Origin of the sequence: Lelliottia sp. RWM.1, from assembly GCF_016859735.1 — a bacterium.
Taxonomy (GTDB): Bacteria; Pseudomonadota; Gammaproteobacteria; order Enterobacterales; family Enterobacteriaceae; genus Enterobacter.
The window spans coordinates 32,368-57,412 of record NZ_WLVC01000008.1; the positions used below are offsets into that span (position 1 = coordinate 32,368).

Consider the following 25,045-nt stretch of genomic DNA (forward strand, 5'->3'; position numbering starts at 1 on the left):
GAATTATGTCCCGTAAAGAGCTCGCCAATGCCATTCGCGCCCTCAGCATGGATGCCGTACAAAAAGCCAACTCCGGCCATCCTGGCGCACCAATGGGCATGGCTGATATTGCCGAAGTGTTGTGGAATGATTTCCTGAAACACAATCCGAACGATCCGACCTGGTCTGACCGTGACCGCTTTATTCTCTCCAACGGCCACGCTTCTATGCTGCTCTACAGCCTGCTGCATTTATCCGGCTACAACCTGCCGCTGGAGGAGCTTAAAAACTTCCGCCAGCTCCATTCCAAAACACCTGGACACCCGGAAATTGGCTACACGCCTGGCGTTGAAACCACCACCGGTCCACTCGGCCAGGGTTTAGCAAATGCCGTGGGCATGGCGGTAGCCGAACGCACGCTGGGGGCGCAGTTTAATCAGCCGGACCATGAGATTGTCGACCACTTTACCTATGTCTTTATGGGGGATGGTTGCCTGATGGAAGGCATCTCTCACGAAGCCTGTTCTCTGGCGGGTACGCTAGGCTTAGGCAAGTTAATTGGCTTTTATGATCACAACGGCATCTCGATTGACGGTGAAACGAAAGGCTGGTTTACCGACGATACGGCAAAACGGTTCGAGGCCTACCACTGGCACGTGGTACATGACATTGATGGTCACGATCCGCAAGCCGTGAAAAAAGCCATTCAGGAAGCCCAGAGCGTGAAAGACAAACCATCCCTGATTATCTGCCGGACAGTGATCGGTTTTGGCTCCCCCAACAAAGCGGGCAAAGAAGAGGCTCACGGGGCAGCGTTGGGTGAAGAAGAGGTCGCCCTGACTCGCCAGAAACTGGGCTGGAAATACCCGGCATTTGAGATCCCGAAAGAGATCTACAAAGCCTGGGATGCCCGGGAATCAGGCGAAAAAGCACAACACGCGTGGAACGAGAAGTTTGCTGCGTACAAAAAAGCCTATCCCGAACTGGCCGACGAGTTTACCCGTCGAATGAGTGGCGGGCTGCCAAAAGAGTGGGAGGCGAAAACACAGGCTCTTATCGACAATCTGCAATCCAACCCGGCCAAAATCGCCACCCGTAAGGCATCACAAAATACCCTCAACGCAATCGGCCCTGTTCTGCCTGAGCTTCTGGGGGGATCAGCGGATCTGGCTCCCAGCAACCTCACTATCTGGTCTGGCTCCAAATCGCTGAAGGAAGATATCGCCGGAAACTACATCCACTACGGCGTGCGTGAATTCGGGATGACCGCAATCGCCAATGGCATTGCCCATCATGGCGGCTTTGTACCTTACACCGCCACCTTCCTGATGTTTGTCGAATACGCGCGTAACGCCGCGCGCATGGCAGCCCTGATGAAAGCCCGGCAGATTATGGTCTATACCCATGACTCTATCGGGCTTGGCGAAGATGGGCCGACACACCAGGCCGTCGAACAGCTGGCCAGCCTGCGTCTGACACCAAATTTCAGCACCTGGCGTCCCTGCGATCAGGTTGAGGCTGCGGTAGGCTGGAAGCTGGCCGTTGAACGCCACAACGGCCCGACGGCACTGATCCTGTCGCGTCAGAACCTGGCGCAAATGGAGCGGACCCCGGATCAGGTCAAAAATATCGCGCGTGGAGGCTATATCTTAAAAGACAGCGGGGGCAAGCCAGATGTCATTTTGATTGCGACAGGGTCAGAGATTGAGATCACAGTGAAAGCCGCGGAAAAACTGACCGCCGAAGGGCATGCGGTGCGTGTGGTCTCTCTGCCCTCGACCGATATCTTTGATGCCCAGGACGAGGCGTACCGCGAGTCGGTCTTGCCTTCCAGCGTGAACGCACGCGTGGCGGTGGAAGCCGGGATTGCCGACTACTGGTACAAATACGTGGGGCTAAAAGGCGCTATTGTCGGCATGACGGGCTACGGTGAATCTGCCCCTGCCGACAAGCTGTTCCCGTATTTCGGCTTTACCGTTGAGAATGTCGTAGAGAAGGCACTGAGTGTGCTTTAGCGCGTGATCCACAGCGTGGGCCAGGCATCTGGCCCATGCCAGTTATCGCAGCTTGGTTCTTCGGCGTAACGTACCAGACGAAAACGCTGACCATCAAAACGCCAGCGTGTCTGAATACCGCAGTCAGCAATTCCACGCCCTAATGCCAGTGTGCTCAGCTCACGGGTTTTCTCATCAAAACGGGCATTCATCAGCTCCATTTCGCTGCTGTCACTGGACGGCGTAAACGGCAAGCGTAACCGCACGCTTCTGGCCGCAAACGGCTTTTTGCGCGACACCAGCCACGCCAGGTCGACCGTGTTGTAAGCTCCCGCTTCACAACTGATCATCAGTAATGCTTTATCATCGGTTAATGCGGTGACACGAACTTCCCGGCGATTAGGGTCAAGTGAACACTGGCTGCTGTTCATTCGCCACGTACCGTAATCCAGCAGATCGTTTAGCTCTTCATGCGACAACGGCACTGGAGGGGAATCTTTTTGGGTGACCTCTTTTAACGCAGGTGCGGGCGGTACACTCAAAGGTGGTTCATCCCCTTTTTTAATCCATGCTGTTTCGCTACCCACACGTTTTTGTTGGGCATCAATGAACAGTAAAGCGGCTTTCAGACCATCCAGGGAAATCACCTGCTGGCCGTTACGCAGGACGAGCGCTTTCCCTTCCTGAATGGTCTTCAAAAACGCAGTAATGGTGGTCGCATCGTTAGTGATCAAATGCCAGGGTGTTAAGTGCCAGTGCGGTGGATTCAGTTTTAATGGCACGTTATCAAGCAACAATCGGGGGGCGATATCAGGCTCTTTGACAGGCGGGGACGATAATCCGCCTAAATCGATACGCAGTGTGGCATCTGCTTTTGCCCCGGCGCTGCGGCTGAGTGTCATGACCAGACCGTGGTGTTCGCCGGTATTACGTGCAACGCAAAAATTCTGGTTGTTACAGGTCACCTGCCAGTCAGAGAAAGACTGTTGTGCAGGTGCGGCCCATACCAGAGGTACAGGCAACGCGCAAAATATGACAATAATAAAAACGCAGTAGCGCATGGAAGGCACAATCCCGGAAACGAAAACGCAAAAAACTGGGCAGTATCTTCGTGTCCCAACCGGGCTTGCTCAATCGGATTTATCGGATAGATTTATCCGAAACAGAGCCGACTACCGTTCGAAATCGGCATACATAAGCCCGGTTGTTTGTAAATACTGCAACATTATCACTGCCTTACCGTCCCTTATTTCCCCTGACTTCACCATCGCCAGGGCCTGGGTAAAGGGTATTTCCAGCACATCAATATCTTCATCGTCCACGCCACCGCCACGGTGGGTACGCTGGGCATCGCTGTATTCAGCAATAAAGAAGTGCACAATTTCGGTCACCCCACCCGGCGACATATAGAGTTCGAAAACTTTTTGCACCTCGCCCACTTCAAAGCCAGTTTCTTCAACCGCTTCCTTACGGATGCACACTTCCGGTTCATCGTCGTCCAGTAGGCCGGCACAGGTTTCGATCAAGCGTCCGTCAGGATTGCCATTCACCCATGTCGCGACCCGGAACTGACGAATCAGAACCACACTTTGCTTCTCACGGTTGTACAACAGGATGGTTGCCCCGTTACCGCGGTCGTAGACCTCGCGTTTGTGACGGATCACTTCACCATTTTTACGCGTCAAATCATAGGTGATGTTACGCAGGACAAAGTAATTTTCAGACAGGATTTTATCTTTTATCACGTCTATTTTCAGGGTCATACGGGCTCCACGACACAATGAGTTTTCATATACTACGCCGTGAAACCCGCTTTGTCGCCCGTCGGATCTAGTGTGTTTTGGGTAATGCAACCTGCAACCAGTCCATCATTCCCTGCGCGGCATGACGTCCTTCTGCCATTGCAGTCACCACCAGATCGGCCCCGCGCACCGCATCGCCACCCGCGAAAATTTTTGGGTTGCTGGTTTGGTAGCGATAACGGCTGTCAACGGAGGCGATGATGCGTCCCCAGTCGTCGGTGTTGACACCCTGTACCTGTAACCAGGGCATTGCATGCGGATTAAAACCAAACGCCATGATCACTGCATCAGCTGGCATGACGAATTCACTTCCCTCAACAGGCACAGGCCGACGACGTCCTTGCGCATCCGGCTCACCCAGAATGGTGCGTAGCATCCGGATACCTTTTACCTGCCCATCTGCCGCCAGTACCAGCTCTACCGGCTGGACGTTAAACTCAAATTCGGCCCCTTCGTCCTTCGCGTTCTTCACCTCTTTTTTCGAACCGGGCATGTTGGCTTCATCCCGGCGATAGGCGCAGGTAACTTTCGCCGCACCATGACGTAATGCTGTGCGCACGCAATCCATCGCCGTATCACCGCCCCCCAGCACCACCACGTTCACCCCCTGCGTATCGATAAACGGCTCTTTCGTTGTCGGTTCGAGGCCCACCACATGACGCGTATTGGCGACTAAAAACGGTAACGCATCATAAACACCAGGCGCATCTTCATGCGGAATGCCCGCTTTCATGGAGCGATATGTCCCTACGCCAATAAACAGGGCGTCATAATTGCTGAGCAACTGCGACATCGGCACGTCTTTGCCAACTTCGCAGCTCAGCTCAAAGTGGACCCCCATCGCAGTAAAAATTTCCCGGCGGCGGGCGAGCAGCGATTTATCCAGCTTGAAGGCCGGGATACCAAAGGTCAGTAACCCGCCGATCTCCGGATGTCGGTCATACACCGTCACGCTGATGCCGTGACGCACCAGCACATCGGCACAGGCTAATCCGGCAGGGCCAGCACCAATAATGGCAACGCGTTTATCCACCGGAGAAACTCCGCTCATATCGGGTTGCCAGCCCATGGCCAGCGCCTGATCGGAAATGTAGCGCTCAATGTTGCCAATAGTCACCGCACCGGATGCATCCCGTACGGTACACGCCCCTTCACATAAGCGATCCTGCGGGCAGGCACGCCCGGTGATCTCAGGTAAACAGTTCGTCTGGTGAGACAGCTCGACTGCACCCGCAATATCCCCTTCCTTAATGCGTTCAATCCACTGGGGGATGTGGTTGTGCAGCGGGCAAGTCCATTCACAAATGCTGTGTTCACCGCATTTCAGGCAACGCGAGGCCTCCCGATGAGCCTGGCCTGCAGTAAATGGCAGATAGATTTCGTTAAAGTGACGGGCTCTTTCTTGTGGACTGAGCTTATCCGGTTCACCGCGCTTCACCAGCGACTGCATCTGCTGGCGTTTTGTTTGCGGTAATTCACGGCGAACGACTTCCCCGTGCCACGGCTGCGCCTCCTGTTGGGCGGTATGCAGACGACGCGATTTCGCCAGATTGCCTAAAACTGCTGGTGTGGCAAGGGCAAGAACATCCGCGGGACAGTTTTCAATACAAGCCGGTCCTTGTGACCGTTGCGCGCAGAGATCGCATTTATGTGCCGCCGCTTTGATGCTGCCGTTATCCAGCGGCGTGACGATAATTTCCATGGTCCCAAACGGGCAGGCCACCACGCAGGCTTTGCAACCAATGCATTTTTGTTGATTCACCTGTACGCTGTCGTTGTTCTTGCTGATCGCGCCGTTAGGGCAGCTTCGGGCACACGGCGCATTTTCACAATGGTGGCAGGTCACCGGGCTGCACGTCGCTCCAGACTTAATAACCGTAATTCGGGGATGAAAATGGCGCTCGCTCAGAACATGCTGTTCGTCATTGTGCGCCATGACACAGGCGACTTCACACGCGCGACATCCGATACATTGCTGGCTGTTGGCCATAATAAAACGATTCATAACGACACCTGCTTTTGGTTTCAATAACCTTATTCTTTATATGAATATTGTATTTACCCACGACAACGTAATCAGGCAATGTTCAAATGCCCAGGAAGCCAAACTATTTACAGTGAACCTGTGGCAGATCAATTTATTTCGTGGCAAATGAAATCGTGTTTCATCTGGCTGGGTTAGACCGCCCCGCCCTTCGTTACGTTTATATTCAGGAAGCTGTTTTGTGACCGTCAAACGACCTGTTTCTGCAAGCCTTGCACGGGCTTTCTTTTCGATTATTGCCTTGTCCGTACTGACAGGCGCGATTGCATTACTCACGCTCGCCAGTAGCCAGCGTGATGCTGAAGCCATTAATATTGCCGGCTCGCTGCGCATGCAAAGTTACCGTCTGGGTTATGAAATGCAGCGCGACAGCGCCAGTCTTGAGGAGCACCGTCTGGACTGGCGACACACCCTCAGCGCCCCCGCACTGCAAACGCTGGATCGCTGGTATGTACCGAAGGATGTAAAGCAGAAATATCAACAACTGCATATTGCGTGGCAGGAGATGGACCAGCAGATCGCCCAGGGTAATATGCTGTGGTATCAGGATCATATCGAAGGGTTTGTCGGGCGCATTGATGCCTTTGTGCTGGCTCTCCAGCACTATACCGAGCATAAAATAAAGCTGGTGATCCTGATTTCACTGGCAGGCGGGCTGGGTATTCTGCTACTGGCAATGCTGACTCTGCGCCGGATCCGCCGTCAGGTCGTTGCCCCACTTATTCATCTGGTGGCGGCAAGTGAGCGTATTGAACAGGGACAATTTGACTCCCCGGCACTGGACACCGAACTCCCGAATGAGCTGGGTCAACTGTCCCGCGCGTTCAACCATATGTCGGCCCAGTTAGATACGCTTTACCGTTCACTGGAACACTCTGTTGCCGAAAAAACGCGCCATCTGAATGAAGCCCATCAGCAACTCGAAATGCTGTTCAAATGCTCTCAGGCACTGAATACCGGCCAGATAGACAGCCACTGCTTCCGTCATATATTGCAGATTGTGCATGAATATACACAGATGAATTATCTGGAACTGCGTACCAGTGACGACTGGACGCTCTTCGAAGGTAGCATCGATAGCGCACTCGCCATGCAAACCCTGCCGGTGTTGATGCAGGATACCCGATACGGAGAACTGCGCTGGCAAAGCGTTGCGGCAACCGTACCGCCCCCCCTCATGAAAAGTGTCGCCACCATGCTGGGCCGTGGGCTCTATTTCAACCAGGCACAAAAACATTACCAGCAACTGTTATTGATGGAAGAGCGCGCCACTATTGCCAGAGAGCTGCATGATTCACTGGCTCAGGTACTCTCTTACCTGCGTATCCAGCTCACACTGCTCAAGCGTGCCGTCCCCGAAGAGAATGCGCCGGCGCAAACCATCATCACTGACTTTTCCCGCGAACTGAACAATGCCTGGCAGCAGTTACGCGAGCTATTGACCACCTTCCGTCTGACCCTCAACCACGCCAATCTTCCCGCCGCCATGCAGGAATCACTTGATGGTTTACAAAGCCAGACGCAGGCAAAACTGATCCTCGATTGCCGTCTGTCATCCCTGGCTCTGGATGCACAAAAGCAGGTACACCTCCTGCAAATTGTTCGCGAGGCGGTACTGAATGCCATTAAACACGCTCAGGCAAGCGAGATAACCGTCAGTTGTATTACCTCTCCTGACGGGGCACATACGGTGACGATCCGCGACAATGGCATCGGTATTGGGGAGGCGAGCGAGCCGCCGGGGCACTACGGGTTAAATATCATGCGCGAGCGCGCAGAGCGTCTGGGCGGTACGTTGCACTTTTCTCAACCGCAAAATGGCGGAACGCAGGTGAGTATCACATTTCGTTCGCCCATCAGCCTTACGGGTAAATAACGATAAATTAACGAGAATTATCACCTTCACGCCTTTTGCCTGCGCGATACTTTCTTTTCGCTCGCGCGGGGAGCGCTGTAAAAGGGCATGATAATTTACACTATCTCCTTTATTTCTCCACGTTTGACCCTTGCCTTACCGCTAGAGTGATGCGGGCAATATACAATAATGACGTGCAGCAAAACGAGGTCACATTTTCATGGCGAATTTTTTTATCGATCGCCCCATTTTTGCCTGGGTGCTTGCAATCCTGTTGTGTCTGACAGGCACTCTGGCCATTACTTCACTTCCTGTTGAGCAATATCCCGATCTCGCGCCACCTAACGTGCGCATCACCGCGAACTATCCCGGCGCATCAGCGCAAACGCTGGAAAATACCGTCACACAGGTCATCGAGCAGAACATGACGGGGCTGGATAACCTCATGTATATGTCCTCACAAAGTAGCGCCACGGGTCAGGCCACGGTGACATTAAGTTTTATCGCCGGAACCAACCCGGATGAAGCAGTGCAGCAGGTACAAAACCAACTGCAGTCGGCGATGCGTAAACTGCCGCAAGCGGTACAAAACCAGGGGGTCACCGTACGTAAAACCGGGGATACCAACATTTTGACCATCGCCTTTGTCTCAACCGATGGCTCAATGGATAAACAAGATATTGCTGACTATGTCGCCAGTAACATTCAGGATCCGATTAGCCGTATTAACGGTGTTGGCGATATTGATGCCTACGGCTCGCAGTATTCCATGCGTATCTGGCTGGACCCAAACAAGCTGAACAGCGTCCAGATGACGGCAACCGATGTCACCAACGCCATCAAATCACAAAATGCGCAAATTGCTGTAGGCCAGTTGGGGGGAACTCCCTCGGTGGATAAGCAGGCACTCAACGCCACCATTAACTCCCAATCGTTGCTCCAGACCCCCGAACAGTTCAGAAATATTACGTTGAGGGTTAACCAGGACGGCTCTGACGTGCGGCTGGGCGATGTTGCCACCGTGGAAATGGGCGCTGAAAAATATGATTATCTGAGCCGTTTTAATGGCAATCAGGCCTCCGGACTCGGGGTTAAACTGGCCTCTGGTGCTAATGAAATGGCGACAGCGAAGTTAGTGCTGGACCGGCTGGATGAGCTGTCACAATATTTCCCCCACGGGCTCGAATACAAAGTCGCCTACGAAACCACCTCGTTCGTGAAAGCGTCCATTGAGGACGTGGTGAAAACCCTGCTTGAAGCAATCGCGCTGGTGTTCCTGGTGATGTATCTGTTCTTACAGAACTTCCGCGCAACGTTAATTCCGACCATTGCCGTCCCCGTGGTACTGCTGGGGACATTCGCAGTCCTCTATTCGTTTGGTTACAGCATCAACACCTTAACCATGTTTGCCATGGTTCTTGCGATAGGCCTGCTGGTGGATGACGCCATTGTGGTCGTCGAGAACGTCGAACGAATAATGAGTGAAGAAGGACTTTCACCCCGCGAGGCAACACGCAAATCTATGGGGCAAATTCAGGGGGCGCTGGTCGGTATTGCGATGGTTCTCTCCGCAGTCTTTATCCCTATGGCCTTTTTCGGCGGAACAACCGGGGCAATTTACCGCCAGTTCTCGATAACCATTGTGTCCGCAATGGTGCTTTCCGTACTGGTGGCGATGATCCTGACACCAGCCCTGTGTTCCACCATCCTTAAACCTCTGCATAAGGGTGAACAGCACGGTCAAAAAGGGTTCTTCGGCTGGTTCAACCGCATGTTTAACCGTAATGCAGCGCGTTATGAAGCTGGCGTTGGCAAGGTACTTCATCGCAGCCTGCGCTGGATGCTGATCTACGTATTGCTGTTGGGCGGGATGGTTTTCCTGTTCCTGCGTTTGCCGACGTCATTCCTGCCAATGGAAGATCGTGGCATGTTCACTACCTCTGTTCAGCTCCCGAGTGGCGCAACGCAGCAGCAGACGCTGAAAGTTGTCGAAAAAGTTGAACAGTACTTCTTCACCAAAGAGAAAGATAACGTCGTCTCTGTATTCTCCACCGTCGGCTCCGGGCCTGGCGGTAACGGGCAGAACGTCGCACGCATGTTTGTACGTTTAAAAGACTGGGATGAACGAGACAGTAAAACCGGCTCCTCATTTGCCATTATCGAACGTGCAACCAAAGCCTTTAACCGCATCAAAGAGGCGCGCGTTTTTGCCAGCAGCCCACCCGCTATCAGCGGCCTTGGCAGTTCAGCAGGCTTTGATATGGAACTTCAGGACCACGCTGGCGCAGGTCATACGGCGCTGATGGCGGCCCGCGACCAGTTGCTGGAACTGGCAAGCAAAGATCCGACGTTAACCCGCGTTCGCCATAATGGTCTTGATGATAGCCCGCAGTTACAGGTTGATATCGACCAGCGAAAAGCACAGGCGCTCGGCGTTTCCATTGACGACATCAACGACACGCTGCAAACCGCGTGGGGGTCAAGCTACGTCAATGACTTCATGGATCGGGGTCGCGTGAAGAAGGTCTATGTGCAGTCCGGTGCTGAATACCGGATGCTGCCCGATGATATTAATCGCTGGTATGTGCGCAATAAAGACGGCGGGATGGTCCCCTTCTCGGCATTTTCCTCTTCGCACTGGGAAAGTGGCTCACCCCGTCTTGAACGTTACAACGGCTATTCCGCCCTTGAGATCGTTGGTGAGGCAGCTCCCGGCGTGAGTACCGGTACGGCGATGGACACCATGGAAAAACTGGTGCAACAACTGCCGTCAGGGTTTGGCCTGGAGTGGACAGCAATGTCATATCAGGAACGTCTCTCCGGCGCGCAGGCTCCGGCACTGTACGCCTTGTCTCTGCTGGTCGTCTTCCTTTGCCTGGCGGCGCTTTATGAAAGCTGGTCAGTGCCGTTCTCGGTCATGCTGGTGGTTCCACTTGGGGTGATTGGCGCTCTGCTTGCCACCTGGATGCGCGGTCTGGAGAACGATGTTTACTTCCAGGTTGGCCTGCTGACCGTCATCGGGCTATCCGCCAAGAACGCCATTCTGATCGTCGAATTTGCGAACGAGATGAATGCAAAAGGACACGATCTGATGTCCGCGACGTTACATGCATGCCGTCAGCGTTTACGTCCAATCCTGATGACCTCCCTGGCGTTTGTCTTTGGTGTTTTACCCATGGCGACCAGTTCAGGTGCAGGCTCAAGTAGCCAGCATGCCGTCGGCACAGGCGTCATGGGCGGCATGATCTCCGCAACGCTCTTAGCCATCTACTTTGTTCCGTTGTTCTTTGTTCTGGTACGCCGGCGGTTCCCGTTAAAAGAACGTCCTGAATAACTGATAATAATAAAAAAGGCGGCCCATCTGGCCGCCTTTTTACTGTGTGATCTATTCACACTATGGTTATTTTACTTATTTTAGTGCTCTTGCAATTCTTACTGAATGTCATTTACGAAGCATGACTTCGATAAAATCTTTCCAGTTCCCCAGTTCACGTTCAATCATAATATCCTCTCTTATTATTATGCGCATTCTACGGAAACCTATCATCATTGTGAAGACAAATTAACCAATTACTGTGATTACCCTCGCTACGAGTCTGGATTTACGCTAAATATGGGCGCAACACTTTAATTTTTATGTGACCAATAGCAATATTTTGAAATAACCACCCAGGTGGGTGAGTTTTAAATTACTGGCTGACTTTATTAGACATTTTCCACTACTGGACATCTATGCTTAAAAGATGAAAGAATATTCAGCTTACAGATGTAAGTTTAAATTCCCTGTAGATTAAATTAAGTGGCATATCGAATGTGTTATATTTTCCCTAACAATATAACGTCGAAATAACTGAACATTCGACATCCATAAGAACAAAAGGATTCACTATGATTGTGATGTACGGCATTAAAAATTGTGACACCATCAAAAAAGCGCGCCGTTGGCTGGAAGCTCATAACCTGGAGTATCGCTTTCATGACTACCGTGCCGATGGTCTTGATGCTGAATTTCTGCATACCGCCATCGCCGAGCTGGGCTGGGAGGCATTGCTGAATACCCGAGGGACGACCTGGCGCAAGCTGGATGAGTCACATCGAAACAGCATCAATGACGCCACCAGCGCGGCAACACTGATGCTTGAAATGCCCGCCATCATCAAACGCCCATTGCTCTGCGCGCCTGGTCAGCCTATGCTGCTGGGTTTCAGTGAAACCCTTTATCAGACTTTTTTCGTTGAGGTGTAGTCTATGTCATGCCCGGTCATTGAGCTGACTCAGCAGCTTATTCGCCGTCCTTCCCTTAGCCCGGACGACGCAGGTTGTCAGGCATTAATGATTGAGCGCCTGCGGGCGATCGGTTTTACCGTCGAACGTATGGATTTTGGTGATACGCAGAATTTTTGGGCATGGCGCGGTCAGGGGGAAACGCTGGCGTTTGCTGGCCATACCGACGTCGTTCCTGCGGGTGATGCCGATCGCTGGATCAACCCGCCGTTTGAACCGACTATTCGCGACGGTATGTTGTTTGGCCGCGGTGCAGCAGATATGAAAGGTTCTCTGGCGGCCATGGTTGTGGCAGCTGAACGCTTTGTTGCCCAGCACCCAAACCATAAAAACCGCCTCGCGTTCTTGATCACCTCTGATGAAGAAGCCAGCGCCCACAATGGTACAGTGAAAGTGGTTGAAGCCTTGATGGCCCGAAGCGAACGTCTGGACTACTGTCTGGTGGGCGAACCCTCCAGTACTGAAGTGGTGGGCGATGTCGTAAAAAATGGTCGTCGCGGTTCACTGACCTGCAACCTGACCATTCACGGTGTTCAGGGCCACGTTGCATACCCGCATCTGGCCGATAACCCGGTTCACCGTGCTGCACCGATGCTCAATGAGCTGGTCAACATCGAGTGGGACAAAGGTAATGAATTCTTCCCACCTACCAGCATGCAGATTGCCAACGTGCAGGCCGGTACAGGCAGCAATAACGTCATTCCCGGCGATTTTCACGTGCAGTTCAACTTCCGTTTTAGCACTGAACTGACCGATGAGATGATCAAAGCCCGCGTAGTGGCGCTGCTGGAAAAATACGAATTGCGCTATACCCTGGACTGGTGGCTTTCCGGTCAGCCCTTCCTGACACAACGTGGAAAACTGGTGGATGCGGTCGTTAACGCCATCGCACACTATAATGAAATTAAGCCACAACTGTTAACGACTGGCGGAACGTCAGACGGACGCTTTATTGCTCGCATGGGAGCGCAGGTTGTCGAACTGGGTCCAGTGAATGCCACCATTCATAAAATCAATGAGTGTGTAAATGCGGCAGACTTGCAACTGCTGGCCCGTATGTATCAACGTATCATGGAGCAGCTCGTCGCCTGACGGTTGCTCTGAGAAGGAATAGCGAATGGATTGGCTGACGAAGTACTGGTGGATTCTGGTGTTGGTGTTTTTGGTCGGTGTCATACTGAACGTGATTAAAGATCTTAAGCGTGTTGATCACAAAAAGTTTCTCGCCAACAAGCCCGAACTCCCGCCACACCGTGATTTTAACGACAAATGGGACGATGACGACAACTGGCCGAAGAAAGACCAGAAGAAGTGATCCCTGCATCCCCTCACCTTTTTCCCCTGTGGGGAGAGGGTGAGGGGTGTCTTATCTCAGAGAAACTCTACGATATCATCGTCATTTGGCTTACCGCCGCTGAGCGCTTCATCAAAGTAGTGTTTTGGTACGGTAAAACGCAAATGATCAAGTGCAAACTGCATACTGCGGTCGTCAATCGCATGACCCAGCTCATCGACAATATCCAGCGTCACATCTCCACCTTCCCGGATCAACGCTTCCTGCGCGGCAACCGCATGAGAAAGCTCAATCACCCGATCCTCACCACCGTGGATCAGATGGATCGTGGTCTGTGTCGTTGCACTTTGCGGCAGGGTCGCAAAGCGGCCATTAAACGCGATCACCCGCGACACAAGACCTGGCTGCGCTTTCACGCTTTCCAGTGCCATGATTGATCCCTGAGAGAAACCAATCAATGCGGTCGCATCAGCTCCAACGCCACTCTGCTGTTGCCAGTAGCGAACAGTTTCGATAAAGGTCGGCATAATTGCATCAATGCGCGCCTGACGATTTTCTTCCGTCACGCCCTGCACAGAGAACCACTGACGCCCATTGGGTCCACAGGGTTCCACGCCGCCAACACTGACGATCAACGCCTCGGGGAAAAGAGGTGCAAACCAGCTACCAATCGTGCCCATATTGACGGCGTTATCACCCACACCATGAAACAGAAGCAGTAACTGTTTAGCCGGTTTATCAGGGCTTTGAACAACAAAATGGTCGTGTTTCATGGCAGTCTCCTTAATTGATGACCTGGATTCTACGCCTCTGAAGGGTAATGACCATGCCACTTTACTGAAGAAGTCATTGAAAAAATTGCCATTGCAAAATATCGCGTTTCAACTGCTGAGCACGTGACTTATCAAGCCCTTCCAGGGTATGTGCCGTTTCACTGCGAAACAGTGCCAGTAACGCTTTTCGCCCGGAAAGCGCCAGTTCAGCGCAAAGCTGTGCATCGTCTTTATGACCTTCTGCTTTTCCGCGCAGTGCCGCAAGTGGCGCATCAACTACCAGCAGTAAACGGGTCAATGCCGCTACTGACGAAGAAAACGGTCGGTGAGCAAAGGCAAATCCCGCCAGTTCCAGCCAGTCGTCATCATTAAGGGTAGCGTCCCAGCTATCTTTTACAGGGATCTTTTCACGATTCCAGGCTTCCAGAACACGAGCATCCCGGCACAAACGCCGATGCTCCTGCTCACAAAGGGCCTGACCCGCATCGCTCAGAGGCAATAGCGCCATTGCCGTATAACAACCACTGCTGGCCTCACGATGACTCCCCATCCGGACCAGCACAAAGCCACATCGCTGCCAGAAGCGCCACAGCTCCTCGGTATAGCCGAAACTTACTGACACGTAATCCTGCTGCGCAACCTGACTCACACTGCGGATAAGCTGCTGCCCGATCCCCTCGCGCTGGCGCTGTGGATGGACCGCTACGCGCGTTACGCGTCGCCCTTTTAGCACCGCTGCCAGTGGGTTTCCCCCGTGCGCTGCCAGAGACTGGGCGACAAGATTACCTCTGGGCCGACGAAAACCAGCCCACACTGCGCGGCTGAGTTCTGCACTCAATCCACCTTCATCAACCAGCCACAAAGCCCCCGCTATAGCGCTATTCGTTTTCGCCACAGAAAAATGCTGACCCGGTGCATCCATCATGCGACGCAAATCGAGTGGAGAAGTCCGGTAATGTGCCGCGCACAGCAGCTCATACACATTCGCCGCTAATGCGGAATGGCTTTCCCATGACTGTGGCTCAAGCGAGGTAAAATGCACCTCACCTTGCGGGGTCGAATCAATCAGCTCATCGTTAAATAACAATGCTTGTGCCACCACACGTTCAAGTGGACATCCCGCAGCCCAGCGGATAGGGGTCAACAGCGTATAACGCTGTAATCCGGTGAAACGGGCGCAGAATTTGAGCAAAAATCCCCTTCCCGTCCCTTCGTAGCCCTGCACGGTGGTGGTCAACAACACGCGCGGAAAACGCCTTACCAGCTTTTCAAGAAGCGGCCCCGGCATTGCGGCCGCTTCATCAACGATCAGCCAGTCGGCCTGAATGTCAGATGCCGCCAGTGCATCTGGCGCAGCAAAGTAGTAACGATCTCCGGCAAAGTGGGCGATGACCTCTGTAGCGGCTTTCGCCGGAGCCGTGACCACCGCACGGCCCTGAATCCGGTTGAGCAACATGCCTGCCAGCGCAGATTTTCCACGTCCGCGCGGCGCAGTTACGGCTGCTAGCCCATGAGACATGGTAAGGAGTGATGTCAGAATGTCAGACTGCTCACGCTGCGGCTCGCCGTTTGCGGGCCGCCAGTCAGGCGCGGGCGGAAAAGCATGGAGATGTGGGGCCTGGTGCTGCTGCCATAAAATCACATCAGGATCGGCGGACATAACCTGGCAAAAATGGCGGACAAAATGAGGCGTGGCAATCGGTTCAGGGCTGTCACTCCAGCGCAGGGAGTCGCTATCAGGTTTTTCTGCCCAGGACAGCAGAGGCGGTACGAGTAATACCAGCAGGCTTCCCGCCTGCAATGTACCGCTCAGGGCTGCGAATGCCGCAACATCAAATCCACTACGCGCATCGAAAAAGGCATGGCGAAACTCACGCCCCAGCAATCCACTGAGCGCTCGCGGCGTACAACATGGCTCAATCGACGCATCATCCCCAACCCACAGCCAGTCTCCCGGAAGCGTATTTCGGAGGGATAGTGCCTGTGCCAGAGACCAGTGCGCTTCACCACTCAGCACCACCAACCGACGATGGCCTGTACGACGTAATTCCGTTATCAGATGTTCAAAGGACATGCCGGTATCATCCCTGATGTGCAGCGTTACATAGCTTTGCCAAAGGTATTACACTGCGCCGGATCGCCACTGGCAAAGCCGCGTTTAAACCAGCTATAGCGCTGCTCAGATGTGCCGTGAGTGAAACTGTCCGGCACGACGCGGCCCTGACTTTGCTGTTGCAGACGATCGTCACCAATGGCCTGAGCCGCATTTAACGCTTCTTCGAGATCGCCGGCTTCCAGTACGCCCTGCTGCTGCATACTATGACCCCAGACACCGGCAAAGCAGTCCGCTTGCAACTCCATCCGAACAGACAGGCGATTCACCTCCGCCTGCGAAGCATTTTGCTGAAGCTGACGTACTTTTGGCTCAATACCCAGCAATTTTTGCACATGGTGACCCACTTCATGAGCGATCACATAGCCCTGTGCAAAATCGCCATCCGCGCCAAGCTTGCGTTTCATATCGTCGTAGAAGGAAAGATCAATGTAGACCGTGCTGTCAGCAGGACAATAAAACGGCCCCATCACCGATTGCCCAGTGCCGCATCCGGTGCGGGTCGCACCGCGGTACATCACCAGTTTCGGCTGTTGGTAAGTGCGTCCCATTTTATCGAACAGCTGACCCCAGGTGTCTTCTGTGGTCGCAAGGATAACGGAGGTAAATTTGGCCGCTTCATCTTCATGAGGGCTGATGGAGCGCTGAGATTGTTGCTGCTGTTGTTGAAGCGGTTCTCCGGTCATGAGACCGGTCAAATCGACACCGTAGTAGCCTGCCACCAGAACAATGAGCAGCAAAATAATGCCCCCCTTTCCGCCGGGCAACCGGAAACCAGGGCCTCCCATCATCGGGCCACCGCCACCACTGCGCCTGTCTTCTACATTGTCACTTTCACGACGCCCTTGCCAGCGCATAACCACCTCGAATATATCCCATTAGCAATAGCTATGATCGTAGGCGGTTAATGACAAGATTACCATAGGAAACAAAGGTAAGACGCCAAAGGATGCGCACATCCTTTGGCTACTGAGGGAGTTAGTCGAGCTTAACGCCTAAACGGTGAGCAACCGCTTCATAGGCTTCAATCAGGCCACCCAGGCTCTGGCGGAAACGGTCTTTGTCCATTTTATCCAGCGTTTCTTTATCCCACAGACGGCTACCATCCGGAGAAAACTCATCGCCCAATACCACTTCACCTTTGTACAAACCAAATTCCAGTTTGAAATCGACCAGGATCAAGCCCGCATCATCAAACAATTTTTTCAGTACATCGTTAGCTTTGTAGGTCAGTTCCTGCATGCGTGCCAGGTTCTCTTTGCTCACCCAGCCAAAGGTTTCACAGTAAGATTCATTGACCATAGGATCGTGCATTGCATCGTTTTTCAGGAACAGATCAAACAGTGGCGGGTTCAGCTCAATGCCTTCTTCAATGCCAAGACGCTTCACCAGGGAGCCCGCGGCACGGTTACGGACGACACATTCAACCGGAACCATATCCAGTTTTTTCACCAGACATTCCGTATCGGACAGCAACGCTTCCATCTGAGTCGGGATACCCGCTTCGGCCAGCTTAGTCATAATGAAGTGGTTGAACTTGTTGTTCACCATGCCTTTACGATCGAACTGCTCAATGCGTGCGCCATCCCCTGCTGACGTATCATTGCGGAACTCGAGCACCAACAGATCCGGGTTTTCCGTGCTGTATACGGTCTTCGCTTTGCCACGATACAACTCAGCTTGCTTCTGCATCTTCATTACTCCTGGTGTGATGATTTGTATTCAAAACTGGGGATATTATGCCACGCACACGTTTGCGTAGCACTAAAATAAAAAGGGCTGGATTAACCAGCCCTCTTATTTATTTGCTAAATGCTGCCTGGAAGACGGCAACCAGCGCATCGTTTTGCGACTGGGTCAGCGTGTGACCTTTCGGATCGATAAACTGCAAGCTACTGCGGTTATCGAGATCACCTACCTGAATTTTGTAGTCGCCAGAGGCCAGATTTGGATCATGTGCCCCCAGTTCTTGCCATGCGCTATCAGACAGCGGTTTGTACGTTGCCGTGATGCTACCGGTTGAACGCGTGCTGTCAGACACTTTCATGCCCACTTTTTCAAGCGTTGCCGGCAGTCGCTGCCAGGTCTGGTTAAACGGTGCACGTACCACCAGCATCGGCAAACCGGTGTCATCCGCAGCACTCTGTACGTCGAAAGTTGCACCATTACGGCTCTGAGCAGCATTGGCGGAATCCGTCGCGTTCTTGTCCAGACCTGCCGCAATGACGTTCAGCATTTCAGTGCTGTAACGTTGCATCGACGATGGATCAGCAACAGGTTTACCTGCTTGTTCCAGGTTCACCAGTTTAACCATAACGGCTTGCTGGTAACCCTGCGGTTTCACGGAGACTTGATAACGACCACGATACTGTTGATCTTCATCCAGACGGTTCCAGTCAACCCAGTCGGTTGTCAGCGTCTGGCTGGCATCATCACGCTTCGCGATGGTGTAATTCTTCGCCTGAAGAATGCTCACAACCTGCGGCCACAACGTGCTATTACGGCTGTTTTCGACCATCAGTGACGCCGTATCTCCCGTAAACTGGGTACGAGCTCCACTCACGAGCGCCAGAGCCTGAGCTGGCGGACGAATATCGAGCGCTTTACCGACCTGACCGCTGCCATTGGTCACAGGAATGTTGTAATCGCCGTTTTGAATCGGCAGGATCATCCCGGCAGGTGCGTGAAGTTCAGCAAGCGGTGTTGCATCCAGATAGGATTCATCACCGCTCACCTGGCGCTTGTAGCGCGAGTCTGAACTACAGGCAGCGAGCAGCATAACAAGCGAAACACTCGCAACCTTCGCCAGGCGCGACTTCTGTACTGAATAAGCCATCAAATCTCCCTAAACTTTACAGCAAACCGGCATGCTTCAGCGCTGAGGTGACCACTTCACGACCGTTGTCGGTAATTGGGGTCATCGGCAGACGCAGCGTATCGGTTGCTACAAGTCCCAATTCCTTACAAGCCCATTTCACTGGGATCGGATTGGGTTCGACAAATAATTTATTGTGCAACGGCATCAGACGCTGATTAATCACGCGAGCTTCATCGAAGTGACCGGCCGCCGCCAGTTTGCACATTTCAGCCATATCACGTGCCGCAACGTTCGCCGTTACGGAAATCACGCCATGACCACCGAGCTGCATAAAGTCCAGCGCAGTCGCATCATCACCACTCAACAAGATAAAGTCGTCTGAAACCAGCTCTTTGATCTGATGAACGCGGCTTAAGTTCCCGGTTGCCTCTTTAATCCCGATAATATTTTTTACTTTCGAGAGGCGACCAACGGTTTCCGGCAGCATATCGCAGCCAGTACGGGACGGCACATTATACAGAATTTGTGGCAAGTCAGTATGTTCAGCGATGGCTTTGAAATGCTGGAACAAGCCTTCCTGCGTTGGGCGATTGTAATAAGGCGTCACCGTCAGGCAACCCACAATACCACTATCGTTAAAACGCTTCGTAAGACTGATGGCCTCTGCAGTTGCATTAGCGCCCGTACCTGCAATGACCGGAATACGTCCGTCAGCCAGTTCAAGGGTCAGCATGACCACAGCACCGTGCTCTTCATGGCTCAGCGTTGCAGATTCACCGGTAGTCCCTACCGAAACGATCGCCGAGGTTCCATTGGCGACATGATAATCAATCAGCTTCTTCAGGCTTGACCGGCAGACATTACCTTTCTCATCCATCGGTGTAACAAGCGCGACAATACTTCCCGTGAACATGGGCCATCCTCTGTGCGAACAAGAGTCCCAATGTTACGTTTGGAACTGTAATAAAAGCAAGCGACCTGAGGCCTTCAGGCGGTTGTATGCATGTTTTTTTTATGCTTTCCTTAGGAAGACTTAACCAAGCAAAGGAAGAACAGGTTTGACAACCTCATCACAACATTACCTGGTTATCACTGCGCTGGGTGCTGACAGGCCGGGGATAGTGAACACCATCACCCGCCACGTAAGCAGTTGCGGCTGTAATATTGAAGACAGCCGCCTTGCCATGCTGGGCGAAGAGTTCACGTTTATTATGCTACTGTCCGGGACATGGAATGCCATTACACTTATCGAATCGACCCTGCCGCTAAAAGGCGCAGAGCTGGATTTGCTGATTGTCATGAAACGCACCACTGCACGCCCGCGCCCTGCGATGCCCGCAACCGTTTGGGTTCAGGTTGAAGTTCCTGATTCTCCTCATCTCATTGAGCGGTTTACGGCGTTGTTTGACAGTCATCAGATGAATATTGCTGAACTGGTTTCCCGCACTCAACCCGGCAATGACGATACAATTCCTACATTATTTATTCAGATTACCGCACACAGCCCGGCATCCCAGGATGCATCAAATATCGAGCAAGCGTTCAAAGCCCTCTGTACAGAGTTAAACGCGCAAGGCAGTATAAGCATCGTCAATTATTCGCAGCATGAACAAGATGGAGTTGATTAATGAATCCACTGAAAGCCGGTGACATCGCACCGAAATTTAGCTTACCGGATCAAGACGGCGAGCAAGTAAATTTGACCGACTTCCAGGGACAGCGCGTTCTGGTCTATTTCTACCCGAAAGCCATGACGCCAGGCTGTACCGTACAAGCTTGCGGTTTACGCGATAACATGGATGAGTTGAAAAAAGCGGGCGTAGAAGTGCTGGGAATCAGCACCGACAAATCAGAAAAACTGTCACGCTTTGCTGAGAAAGAGCTGCTGAACTTTACGCTGCTTTCCGACGAAGACCACCAGGTATGCGAGCAATTCGGCGTCTGGGGTGAAAAATCCTTTATGGGTAAAACCTACGACGGTATTCATCGCATCAGCTTCCTGGTGGACGCTGACGGTAAAGTCGAACATGTGTTTGATGATTTCAAAACCAGCAATCACCACGATGTGGTATTGAACTGGCTGAAAGAGAGCGCCTGAAAGTGAGTGTCGGGTGGCGGCTTTGCCTTACCCGACCAACCAAGACTACCTACGCCGGGTAAATGTCGCGTCACCCGGCTAATTCTACTTTTCTTCTATTTCTATTGCGGGTACATCAGGCCACGCATGCACCACCGCTTTTATCAGCGTCGCCAGTGGAATCGCAAAGAACACTCCCCAGAATCCCCATAATCCGCCAAAGATGACCACCGACAAGATGATCACCAGCGGATGCAGATTCACCGCCTCGGAGAACAGAACGGGCACAAGCAGGTTCCCGTCCAGCCCCTGGATAATCAGATAAACCGCAAAACAGCTCCAGAACTCAGTCCCCAAACCAAACTGGAACAACGCCACACCAATGACAGGAAGGGTGACAACGAATGCGCCAATATACGGAATGAGAACAGAGAACCCCACCAGCACCGCTAACAGTAAAGAATAGTTCAGGCCAAAAATCAGGAATCCAATCCAGGTTGCGACGCCGACCACAATCATCTCAAGCACTTTGCCACGGATGTAATTGGTGATCTGTTGATTCATCTCTTCCCATACCTGCCCTGCCAGACCACGATTACGTGGCAAGATACGACGCACCGCGTTCAGCATCTGCTCTTTGTCTTTAACCAGGAAGAAGACCATCAGCGGAACCAGAACCAGATACACCGCCAGCGTCAGTAGCCCAACCAACGATGCCAGGGAATATTTCACGACTGAATCACCCATTGTCATTATGCGGGCGCGCATATTTTCCGCCATCGCGTCAATGATCCCGGCATCCATGAGGGCAGGATAACGACGAGGCAGTGTGGCGGCAAAATCAGAGAGTTTATTGAGCATTCCGGGCATATCGCGAATCAGGTAGATCCCCTGCTGCCAGGCAACAGGCATCACCACAAACGCCATGAGGAGTAGTATCCCGACAAATAGCACCAGCACAATACTGGTCGCCCAACGTCGGGAACAGCCGATGTGCTCCAGGCGCACCGTTGGCCACTCCAGCAAATACGCCAGAACAATCGCGACCAGCAGAGGCGCAAGCAGGCCGCTAAAGAAGAACAAAATACCGAACCCGGCAACCAGAATAACCAGCAAAGCAATGGCTTCCGGGTCGCTAAAACGACGCCGATACCACTGCATTAACATTTCAAGCATGCAACCCTTCCCTGAATCTGATGGCAGGACGATGAGAGGGAATTGTATCTAACTGTCACAAAAAAGACTTTCGCTTTTTGTATGTATGCAACGTTTAGCAAAAGGCCGGTGAATAAGATTTTCTTCAGGGCGTAACACGGCTACACTCGCAAAGCAGTCTAAGGTGAACGATACATGGGTTCGCTGGTCAAATTAGCACATCCACACTACAGGGCAGAGGTTATGTTCAGGCAGTTGAAAAAAACTCTGGTTGCCACGCTTATCGCTGCGATGAGCATGGGTCAGGTGATGCCCGCTTTCGCTGACTCGGCCGATACATTGCCGGATATGGGTACATCAGCAGGAAGCACGCTCTCCATCGGGCAAGAGATGCAGATGGGCGATTATTATGTCCGTCAGTTGCGCGGTAGTGCGCCGCTGATCAATGACCCACTGCTGGTGCAATACATTAACGGCCTCGGAATGCGCCTTGTCGCTCACGCTGACTCGGTCAAAACCCCTTTCCATTTCTATTTAATTAATAATGACGAAATCAACGCCTTTGCCTTCTTTGGCGGCAATGTGGTGTTGCATTCGGCGTTATTCCGTTACTCCGATAACGAAAGCCAGTTGGCTTCGGTCATGGCTCACGAAATTTCACACGTCACACAACGTCACCTGGCTCGTGCCATGGAAGACCAGAAACGAAATGCTCCGCTGACCTGGGTTGGTGCTCTGGGGTCCATTCTGCTGGCTATGGCAAGCCCCCAGGCGGGAATGGCGGCCCTGACCGGAACGCTGGCGGGGACACGCCAGGGTATGATCAGTTTTACCCAGCAAAACGAACAGGAAGCGGACCGAATCGGGATTCAGGTCTTACAACGCTCAGGTTTTGATCCACAAGCCATGCCAAGCTTCCTTGAGAAATTACTCGATCAGGCGCGTTACTCAACGCGGCCACCTGAAATTTTGCTGACGCACCCCCTGCCAGAAAGCCGCTTGTCTGATGCACGTAACCGCGCCAACCAGATGCGCCCGATAGTGGTGCAGTCATCGCAAGACTTCTATATGGCAAAAGTGAGAACGCTCGGCATGTATAAGTCCGGGCGTAACCAGCTCACCAGCGATATCCTGGATTCGCTGTCGAAAGGCAACGTGCGTGAAAAAAACGCGGCACAATACGGTCAGGCTTTGCAGGCTATGGAAGCCAGTAAATACGATGATGCACGTAAGGCGCTTCAGCCGCTGCTGACTGCCGATGCGAACAACCCGTGGTATCTCGATCTCTCAACGGATATCGATCTGGGGCAGAAAAAAACCACTGACGCGATCAACCGCCTGAAGGCGGCTAAAGATCTGCGCACTAATCCAGTTTTGCAACTGAACCTGGCAAATGCTTACTTACAAGGTGGTCAGGCAGCAGAAGCCGCAACCCTTCTCAATCGCTACACCTTCAACAATAAAGACGATCCGAACGGCTGGGATCTGCTGGCACAAGCTGAATCGCAGCTCGGTCATCGCGATCAGGAACTGGCCGCTCGCGCAGAAGGCTTTGCCCTGACAGGTCGTCTTGACCAGGCGATTTCCTTGTTAAGCAGCGCCAGTGCACAAGTTAAACTGGGCAGCCTGCAACAGGCCCGTTACGATGCGCGTATCGATCAGTTACGCTCGCTACAGCAACGCTTTAAACCGTATGAAAGGATGTAAAAGGAGAGTTCATGTCTGAGGCGGTAAAAATCTATCACAACCCTCGTTGCTCCAAGAGTCGCGACACGTTGAGTCTGCTGAAATCTAACGGCATCGATCCAGATGTGGTTCTGTATCTTGAAACACCGCCAGATGCCGCGACGCTTCGCCAGCTTGTGAGTATGCTGGGTATGCCGAGTGCCAGAGACTTGATGCGCCAGAAAGATGAGTTGTATAAGTCGCTCAGTCTGGATGATATGCATCTTACGGAAGATGAGCTGATTCAGGCGATGGTTGAACATCCGAAGCTGATCGAACGCCCTATTGTGGTGGCTAACGGTCAGGCTCGTATTGGACGCCCACCGGAAAGTGTTCTGGAGATTGTTAGCTAATTCAGGGTATCGCTGGCCGGGAAAAGTATAGTCACTACCCGGCAAGCTACAGTTTCAGTGTATCTTTAACAAACGGGATCGTGAGCTTGCGCTGCGCGGTAATCGATGCACGATCGAGTTGATCAAGCGTATCGAAGAGCGTACGCATCTCGCGATCCAGACGTTTTAGCAAAAAACGCCCCACATCTTCCGGAAGCTCAAAACCACGTAACCGCGCCCGCAGTTGCAAGGCCTGAAGTTTATCTTCATCAGACAATGGCTGCAGTTTGTAGATTTGTCCCCAGTCGAGACGAGAGGCCAGGTCTGGTAAACCCAGGTTAAGCTGGCGCGGCGGGCGATCGCCGGTAATCAGTAAGCGGGTTTTACCCGACTCCAGAATACGGTTATAGAGATTAAACATCGCCATTTCCCACGGCTCATCTCCGGCAATACATTCGATATTATCGATGCAGACCAGCGAGAGATATTCCATGCCATCCAGAACTTCCGGTACGAACCAGGTACGTTTATCCAGCGGCACATAACCAACAGCATCGCCACGGGCAGAGAGTTCAGCACAAGCGGCATGCAAAAGATGACTCCGCCCAGCGCCTTCGCGTGACCAGATATAGATGTATCCGCTGTGTTCCTGGCGCAGCACATTTTGCAGCGCAGCCAGTAAAGAGGGGTTATCACCCGGCCAGAAACTCGCAAAAGTTTCGTCGTCAGGTAGATAAAGTGGCAGAGAGAGCTGTGCCGGTCCGTTCAGAAATACCTCAACCAGATCTTACATAAAATCG

General features: G+C 52.6%; 22 protein-coding genes. 10 read left to right on the forward strand and 12 right to left on the reverse strand.

The annotated features are described in order from the left end of the window. Positions 1 to 5: 5 nt before the first annotated feature. Positions 6 to 1,994 (forward strand): transketolase, encoded by a 1,989-nt coding sequence (tkt, locus tag GF617_RS08945; RefSeq protein ID WP_181620332.1) that lies wholly within the window; start codon positions 6 to 8, stop codon positions 1,992 to 1,994. On the opposite strand, the gene GF617_RS08950 is transcribed toward tkt, so the two are convergent. From GF617_RS08950 to aegA, 3 genes are all read right to left on the reverse strand, one after another. Further along, positions 1,991 to 3,034, reverse strand: coding sequence for a DUF1176 domain-containing protein (locus GF617_RS08950; RefSeq protein ID WP_181620333.1), 1,044 nt, complete (start codon positions 3,032 to 3,034; stop codon positions 1,991 to 1,993). The genes tkt and GF617_RS08950 overlap by 4 nt on opposite strands. Before the next feature lie 111 nt (positions 3,035 to 3,145). Continuing rightward, positions 3,146 to 3,736, reverse strand: coding sequence for a GDP-mannose pyrophosphatase NudK (nudK, locus tag GF617_RS08955; RefSeq protein ID WP_203451524.1), 591 nt, complete (start codon positions 3,734 to 3,736; stop codon positions 3,146 to 3,148). A gap of 67 nt (positions 3,737 to 3,803) precedes the next feature. Beyond that, positions 3,804 to 5,780 carry a formate-dependent uric acid utilization protein AegA gene (gene aegA / locus GF617_RS08960; protein WP_203451525.1) on the reverse strand — a complete coding sequence of 659 codons (1,977 nt, stop codon included), beginning with the start codon at positions 5,778 to 5,780 and terminating at the stop codon, positions 3,804 to 3,806. Between the two features lie 220 nt (positions 5,781 to 6,000). Between aegA and narQ the strand changes: the two genes are divergently transcribed. Together narQ and acrD are read left to right on the forward strand one after the other, a co-directional pair. Further along, the gene (narQ, locus tag GF617_RS08965) at positions 6,001 to 7,695 is read left to right on the forward strand and encodes a nitrate/nitrite two-component system sensor histidine kinase NarQ (protein ID WP_203451526.1); all 1,695 of its coding nucleotides are present in this window, start codon (positions 6,001 to 6,003) and stop codon (positions 7,693 to 7,695) included. Positions 7,696 to 7,894: 199 nt separating this feature from the next. After that, complete coding sequence (acrD, locus tag GF617_RS08970) at positions 7,895 to 11,008, forward strand: multidrug efflux RND transporter permease AcrD (protein ID WP_203451527.1); 3,114 nt, start codon at positions 7,895 to 7,897, stop codon at positions 11,006 to 11,008. Between the two features lie 108 nt (positions 11,009 to 11,116). Here acrD and ypfM read toward each other — a convergent pair whose 3' ends face one another. Next, on the reverse strand, positions 11,117 to 11,176 hold the full coding sequence (gene ypfM / locus GF617_RS08975; RefSeq protein WP_001386977.1) for a protein YpfM: 60 nt from the start codon (positions 11,174 to 11,176) through the stop codon (positions 11,117 to 11,119). Between the two features lie 386 nt (positions 11,177 to 11,562). On the opposite strand from ypfM, the gene GF617_RS08980 reads away from it, so the two are divergent. From GF617_RS08980 to GF617_RS08990, 3 genes are read left to right on the forward strand one after another with little or no spacing between them, the layout of a single operon-like run. Further along, a complete protein-coding gene (locus GF617_RS08980; RefSeq protein ID WP_181620338.1) occupies positions 11,563 to 11,919 on the forward strand; it encodes an ArsC family reductase in 357 nt (118 codons plus the stop codon). Positions 11,920 to 11,922: 3 nt separating this feature from the next. After that, positions 11,923 to 13,050, forward strand: coding sequence for a succinyl-diaminopimelate desuccinylase (dapE, locus tag GF617_RS08985; protein WP_203451528.1), 1,128 nt, complete (start codon positions 11,923 to 11,925; stop codon positions 13,048 to 13,050). Between the two features lie 25 nt (positions 13,051 to 13,075). Then, positions 13,076 to 13,273 (forward strand): YpfN family protein, encoded by a 198-nt coding sequence (locus GF617_RS08990; protein WP_181620340.1) that lies wholly within the window; start codon positions 13,076 to 13,078, stop codon positions 13,271 to 13,273. Between the two features lie 56 nt (positions 13,274 to 13,329). Here the strand turns inward: GF617_RS08990 and ypfH are convergent, their stop codons facing one another. The 6 genes from ypfH to dapA form a co-directional block, all read right to left on the reverse strand. Beyond that, entirely contained in the window at positions 13,330 to 14,025 is a 696-nt protein-coding gene (ypfH, locus tag GF617_RS08995) for an esterase (protein WP_181620341.1), read from the reverse strand. 73 nt (positions 14,026 to 14,098) lie between these two features. Then, the gene (locus tag GF617_RS09000; protein ID WP_203451529.1) at positions 14,099 to 16,099 is read right to left on the reverse strand and encodes a tRNA(Met) cytidine acetyltransferase TmcA; all 2,001 of its coding nucleotides are present in this window, start codon (positions 16,097 to 16,099) and stop codon (positions 14,099 to 14,101) included. Between the two features lie 26 nt (positions 16,100 to 16,125). Then, positions 16,126 to 16,995, reverse strand: coding sequence for a neutral zinc metallopeptidase (locus GF617_RS09005; RefSeq protein WP_181620343.1), 870 nt, complete (start codon positions 16,993 to 16,995; stop codon positions 16,126 to 16,128). Positions 16,996 to 17,116: 121 nt separating this feature from the next. After that, positions 17,117 to 17,830 (reverse strand): phosphoribosylaminoimidazolesuccinocarboxamide synthase, encoded by a 714-nt coding sequence (purC, locus tag GF617_RS09010; protein WP_181620344.1) that lies wholly within the window; start codon positions 17,828 to 17,830, stop codon positions 17,117 to 17,119. A 109-nt stretch (positions 17,831 to 17,939) separates the two neighbouring features. Continuing rightward, entirely contained in the window at positions 17,940 to 18,974 is a 1,035-nt protein-coding gene (gene bamC / locus GF617_RS09015; protein WP_181620345.1) for an outer membrane protein assembly factor BamC, read from the reverse strand. Between the two features lie 16 nt (positions 18,975 to 18,990). Beyond that, entirely contained in the window at positions 18,991 to 19,869 is an 879-nt protein-coding gene (gene dapA, locus GF617_RS09020) for a 4-hydroxy-tetrahydrodipicolinate synthase (protein WP_181620346.1), read from the reverse strand. Between the two features lie 145 nt (positions 19,870 to 20,014). Between dapA and GF617_RS09025 the strand changes: the two genes are divergently transcribed. Next, entirely contained in the window at positions 20,015 to 20,584 is a 570-nt protein-coding gene (locus GF617_RS09025) for a glycine cleavage system transcriptional repressor (RefSeq protein WP_181620347.1), read from the forward strand. After that, positions 20,584 to 21,054: a thioredoxin-dependent thiol peroxidase gene (gene bcp, locus GF617_RS09030; RefSeq protein WP_181620348.1), complete on the forward strand. Its 471-nt coding sequence runs from the start codon at positions 20,584 to 20,586 to the stop codon at positions 21,052 to 21,054. The genes GF617_RS09025 and bcp overlap by 1 nt, the downstream gene beginning before the upstream one ends. Positions 21,055 to 21,138: 84 nt before the next feature. Here bcp and GF617_RS09035 read toward each other — a convergent pair whose 3' ends face one another. Beyond that, the gene (locus GF617_RS09035; RefSeq protein WP_181620349.1) at positions 21,139 to 22,209 is read right to left on the reverse strand and encodes an AI-2E family transporter; all 1,071 of its coding nucleotides are present in this window, start codon (positions 22,207 to 22,209) and stop codon (positions 21,139 to 21,141) included. 222 nt (positions 22,210 to 22,431) lie between these two features. Between GF617_RS09035 and bepA the strand changes: the two genes are divergently transcribed. Next, positions 22,432 to 23,895, forward strand: coding sequence for a beta-barrel assembly-enhancing protease (gene bepA / locus GF617_RS09040; protein ID WP_181620350.1), 1,464 nt, complete (start codon positions 22,432 to 22,434; stop codon positions 23,893 to 23,895). An 11-nt stretch (positions 23,896 to 23,906) separates the two neighbouring features. Beyond that, positions 23,907 to 24,266, forward strand: a complete 360-nt coding sequence (arsC, locus tag GF617_RS09045; protein WP_203451530.1) for an arsenate reductase (glutaredoxin) — start codon at positions 23,907 to 23,909, stop codon at positions 24,264 to 24,266. A gap of 46 nt (positions 24,267 to 24,312) precedes the next feature. On the opposite strand, the gene GF617_RS09050 is transcribed toward arsC, so the two are convergent. After that, a complete protein-coding gene (locus GF617_RS09050) occupies positions 24,313 to 25,014 on the reverse strand; it encodes a DnaA inactivator Hda (RefSeq protein WP_203451556.1) in 702 nt (233 codons plus the stop codon). Positions 25,015 to 25,045: the final 31 nt, after the last annotated feature.

What these genes read in the sequence shown, in the direction of transcription:
- bepA (WP_181620350.1), top strand. Translation starts at nt 22,432, where the DNA reads ATGTTCAGGCAGTTGAAAAAAACTCTGGTTGCCACGCTTATCGCTGCG.
- dapE (WP_203451528.1), top strand. Translation starts at nt 11,923, where the DNA reads ATGTCATGCCCGGTCATTGAGCTGACTCAGCAGCTTATTCGCCGTCCT.
- GF617_RS09000 (WP_203451529.1), bottom strand. Translation starts at nt 16,099, where the DNA reads ATGTCCTTTGAACATCTGATAACGGAATTACGTCGTACAGGCCATCGT.
- bamC (WP_181620345.1), bottom strand. Translation starts at nt 18,974, where the DNA reads ATGGCTTATTCAGTACAGAAGTCGCGCCTGGCGAAGGTTGCGAGTGTT.
- tkt (WP_181620332.1), top strand. Translation starts at nt 6, where the DNA reads ATGTCCCGTAAAGAGCTCGCCAATGCCATTCGCGCCCTCAGCATGGAT.
- GF617_RS08980 (WP_181620338.1), top strand. Translation starts at nt 11,563, where the DNA reads ATGATTGTGATGTACGGCATTAAAAATTGTGACACCATCAAAAAAGCG.
- dapA (WP_181620346.1), bottom strand. Translation starts at nt 19,869, where the DNA reads ATGTTCACGGGAAGTATTGTCGCGCTTGTTACACCGATGGATGAGAAA.
- arsC (WP_203451530.1), top strand. Translation starts at nt 23,907, where the DNA reads ATGTCTGAGGCGGTAAAAATCTATCACAACCCTCGTTGCTCCAAGAGT.
- purC (WP_181620344.1), bottom strand. Translation starts at nt 17,830, where the DNA reads ATGCAGAAGCAAGCTGAGTTGTATCGTGGCAAAGCGAAGACCGTATAC.
- GF617_RS09035 (WP_181620349.1), bottom strand. Translation starts at nt 22,209, where the DNA reads ATGCTTGAAATGTTAATGCAGTGGTATCGGCGTCGTTTTAGCGACCCG.
- GF617_RS09005 (WP_181620343.1), bottom strand. Translation starts at nt 16,995, where the DNA reads ATGCGCTGGCAAGGGCGTCGTGAAAGTGACAATGTAGAAGACAGGCGC.
- GF617_RS08990 (WP_181620340.1), top strand. Translation starts at nt 13,076, where the DNA reads ATGGATTGGCTGACGAAGTACTGGTGGATTCTGGTGTTGGTGTTTTTG.
- nudK (WP_203451524.1), bottom strand. Translation starts at nt 3,736, where the DNA reads ATGACCCTGAAAATAGACGTGATAAAAGATAAAATCCTGTCTGAAAAT.
- acrD (WP_203451527.1), top strand. Translation starts at nt 7,895, where the DNA reads ATGGCGAATTTTTTTATCGATCGCCCCATTTTTGCCTGGGTGCTTGCA.
- GF617_RS08950 (WP_181620333.1), bottom strand. Translation starts at nt 3,034, where the DNA reads ATGCGCTACTGCGTTTTTATTATTGTCATATTTTGCGCGTTGCCTGTA.
- bcp (WP_181620348.1), top strand. Translation starts at nt 20,584, where the DNA reads ATGAATCCACTGAAAGCCGGTGACATCGCACCGAAATTTAGCTTACCG.
- aegA (WP_203451525.1), bottom strand. Translation starts at nt 5,780, where the DNA reads ATGAATCGTTTTATTATGGCCAACAGCCAGCAATGTATCGGATGTCGC.
- ypfH (WP_181620341.1), bottom strand. Translation starts at nt 14,025, where the DNA reads ATGAAACACGACCATTTTGTTGTTCAAAGCCCTGATAAACCGGCTAAA.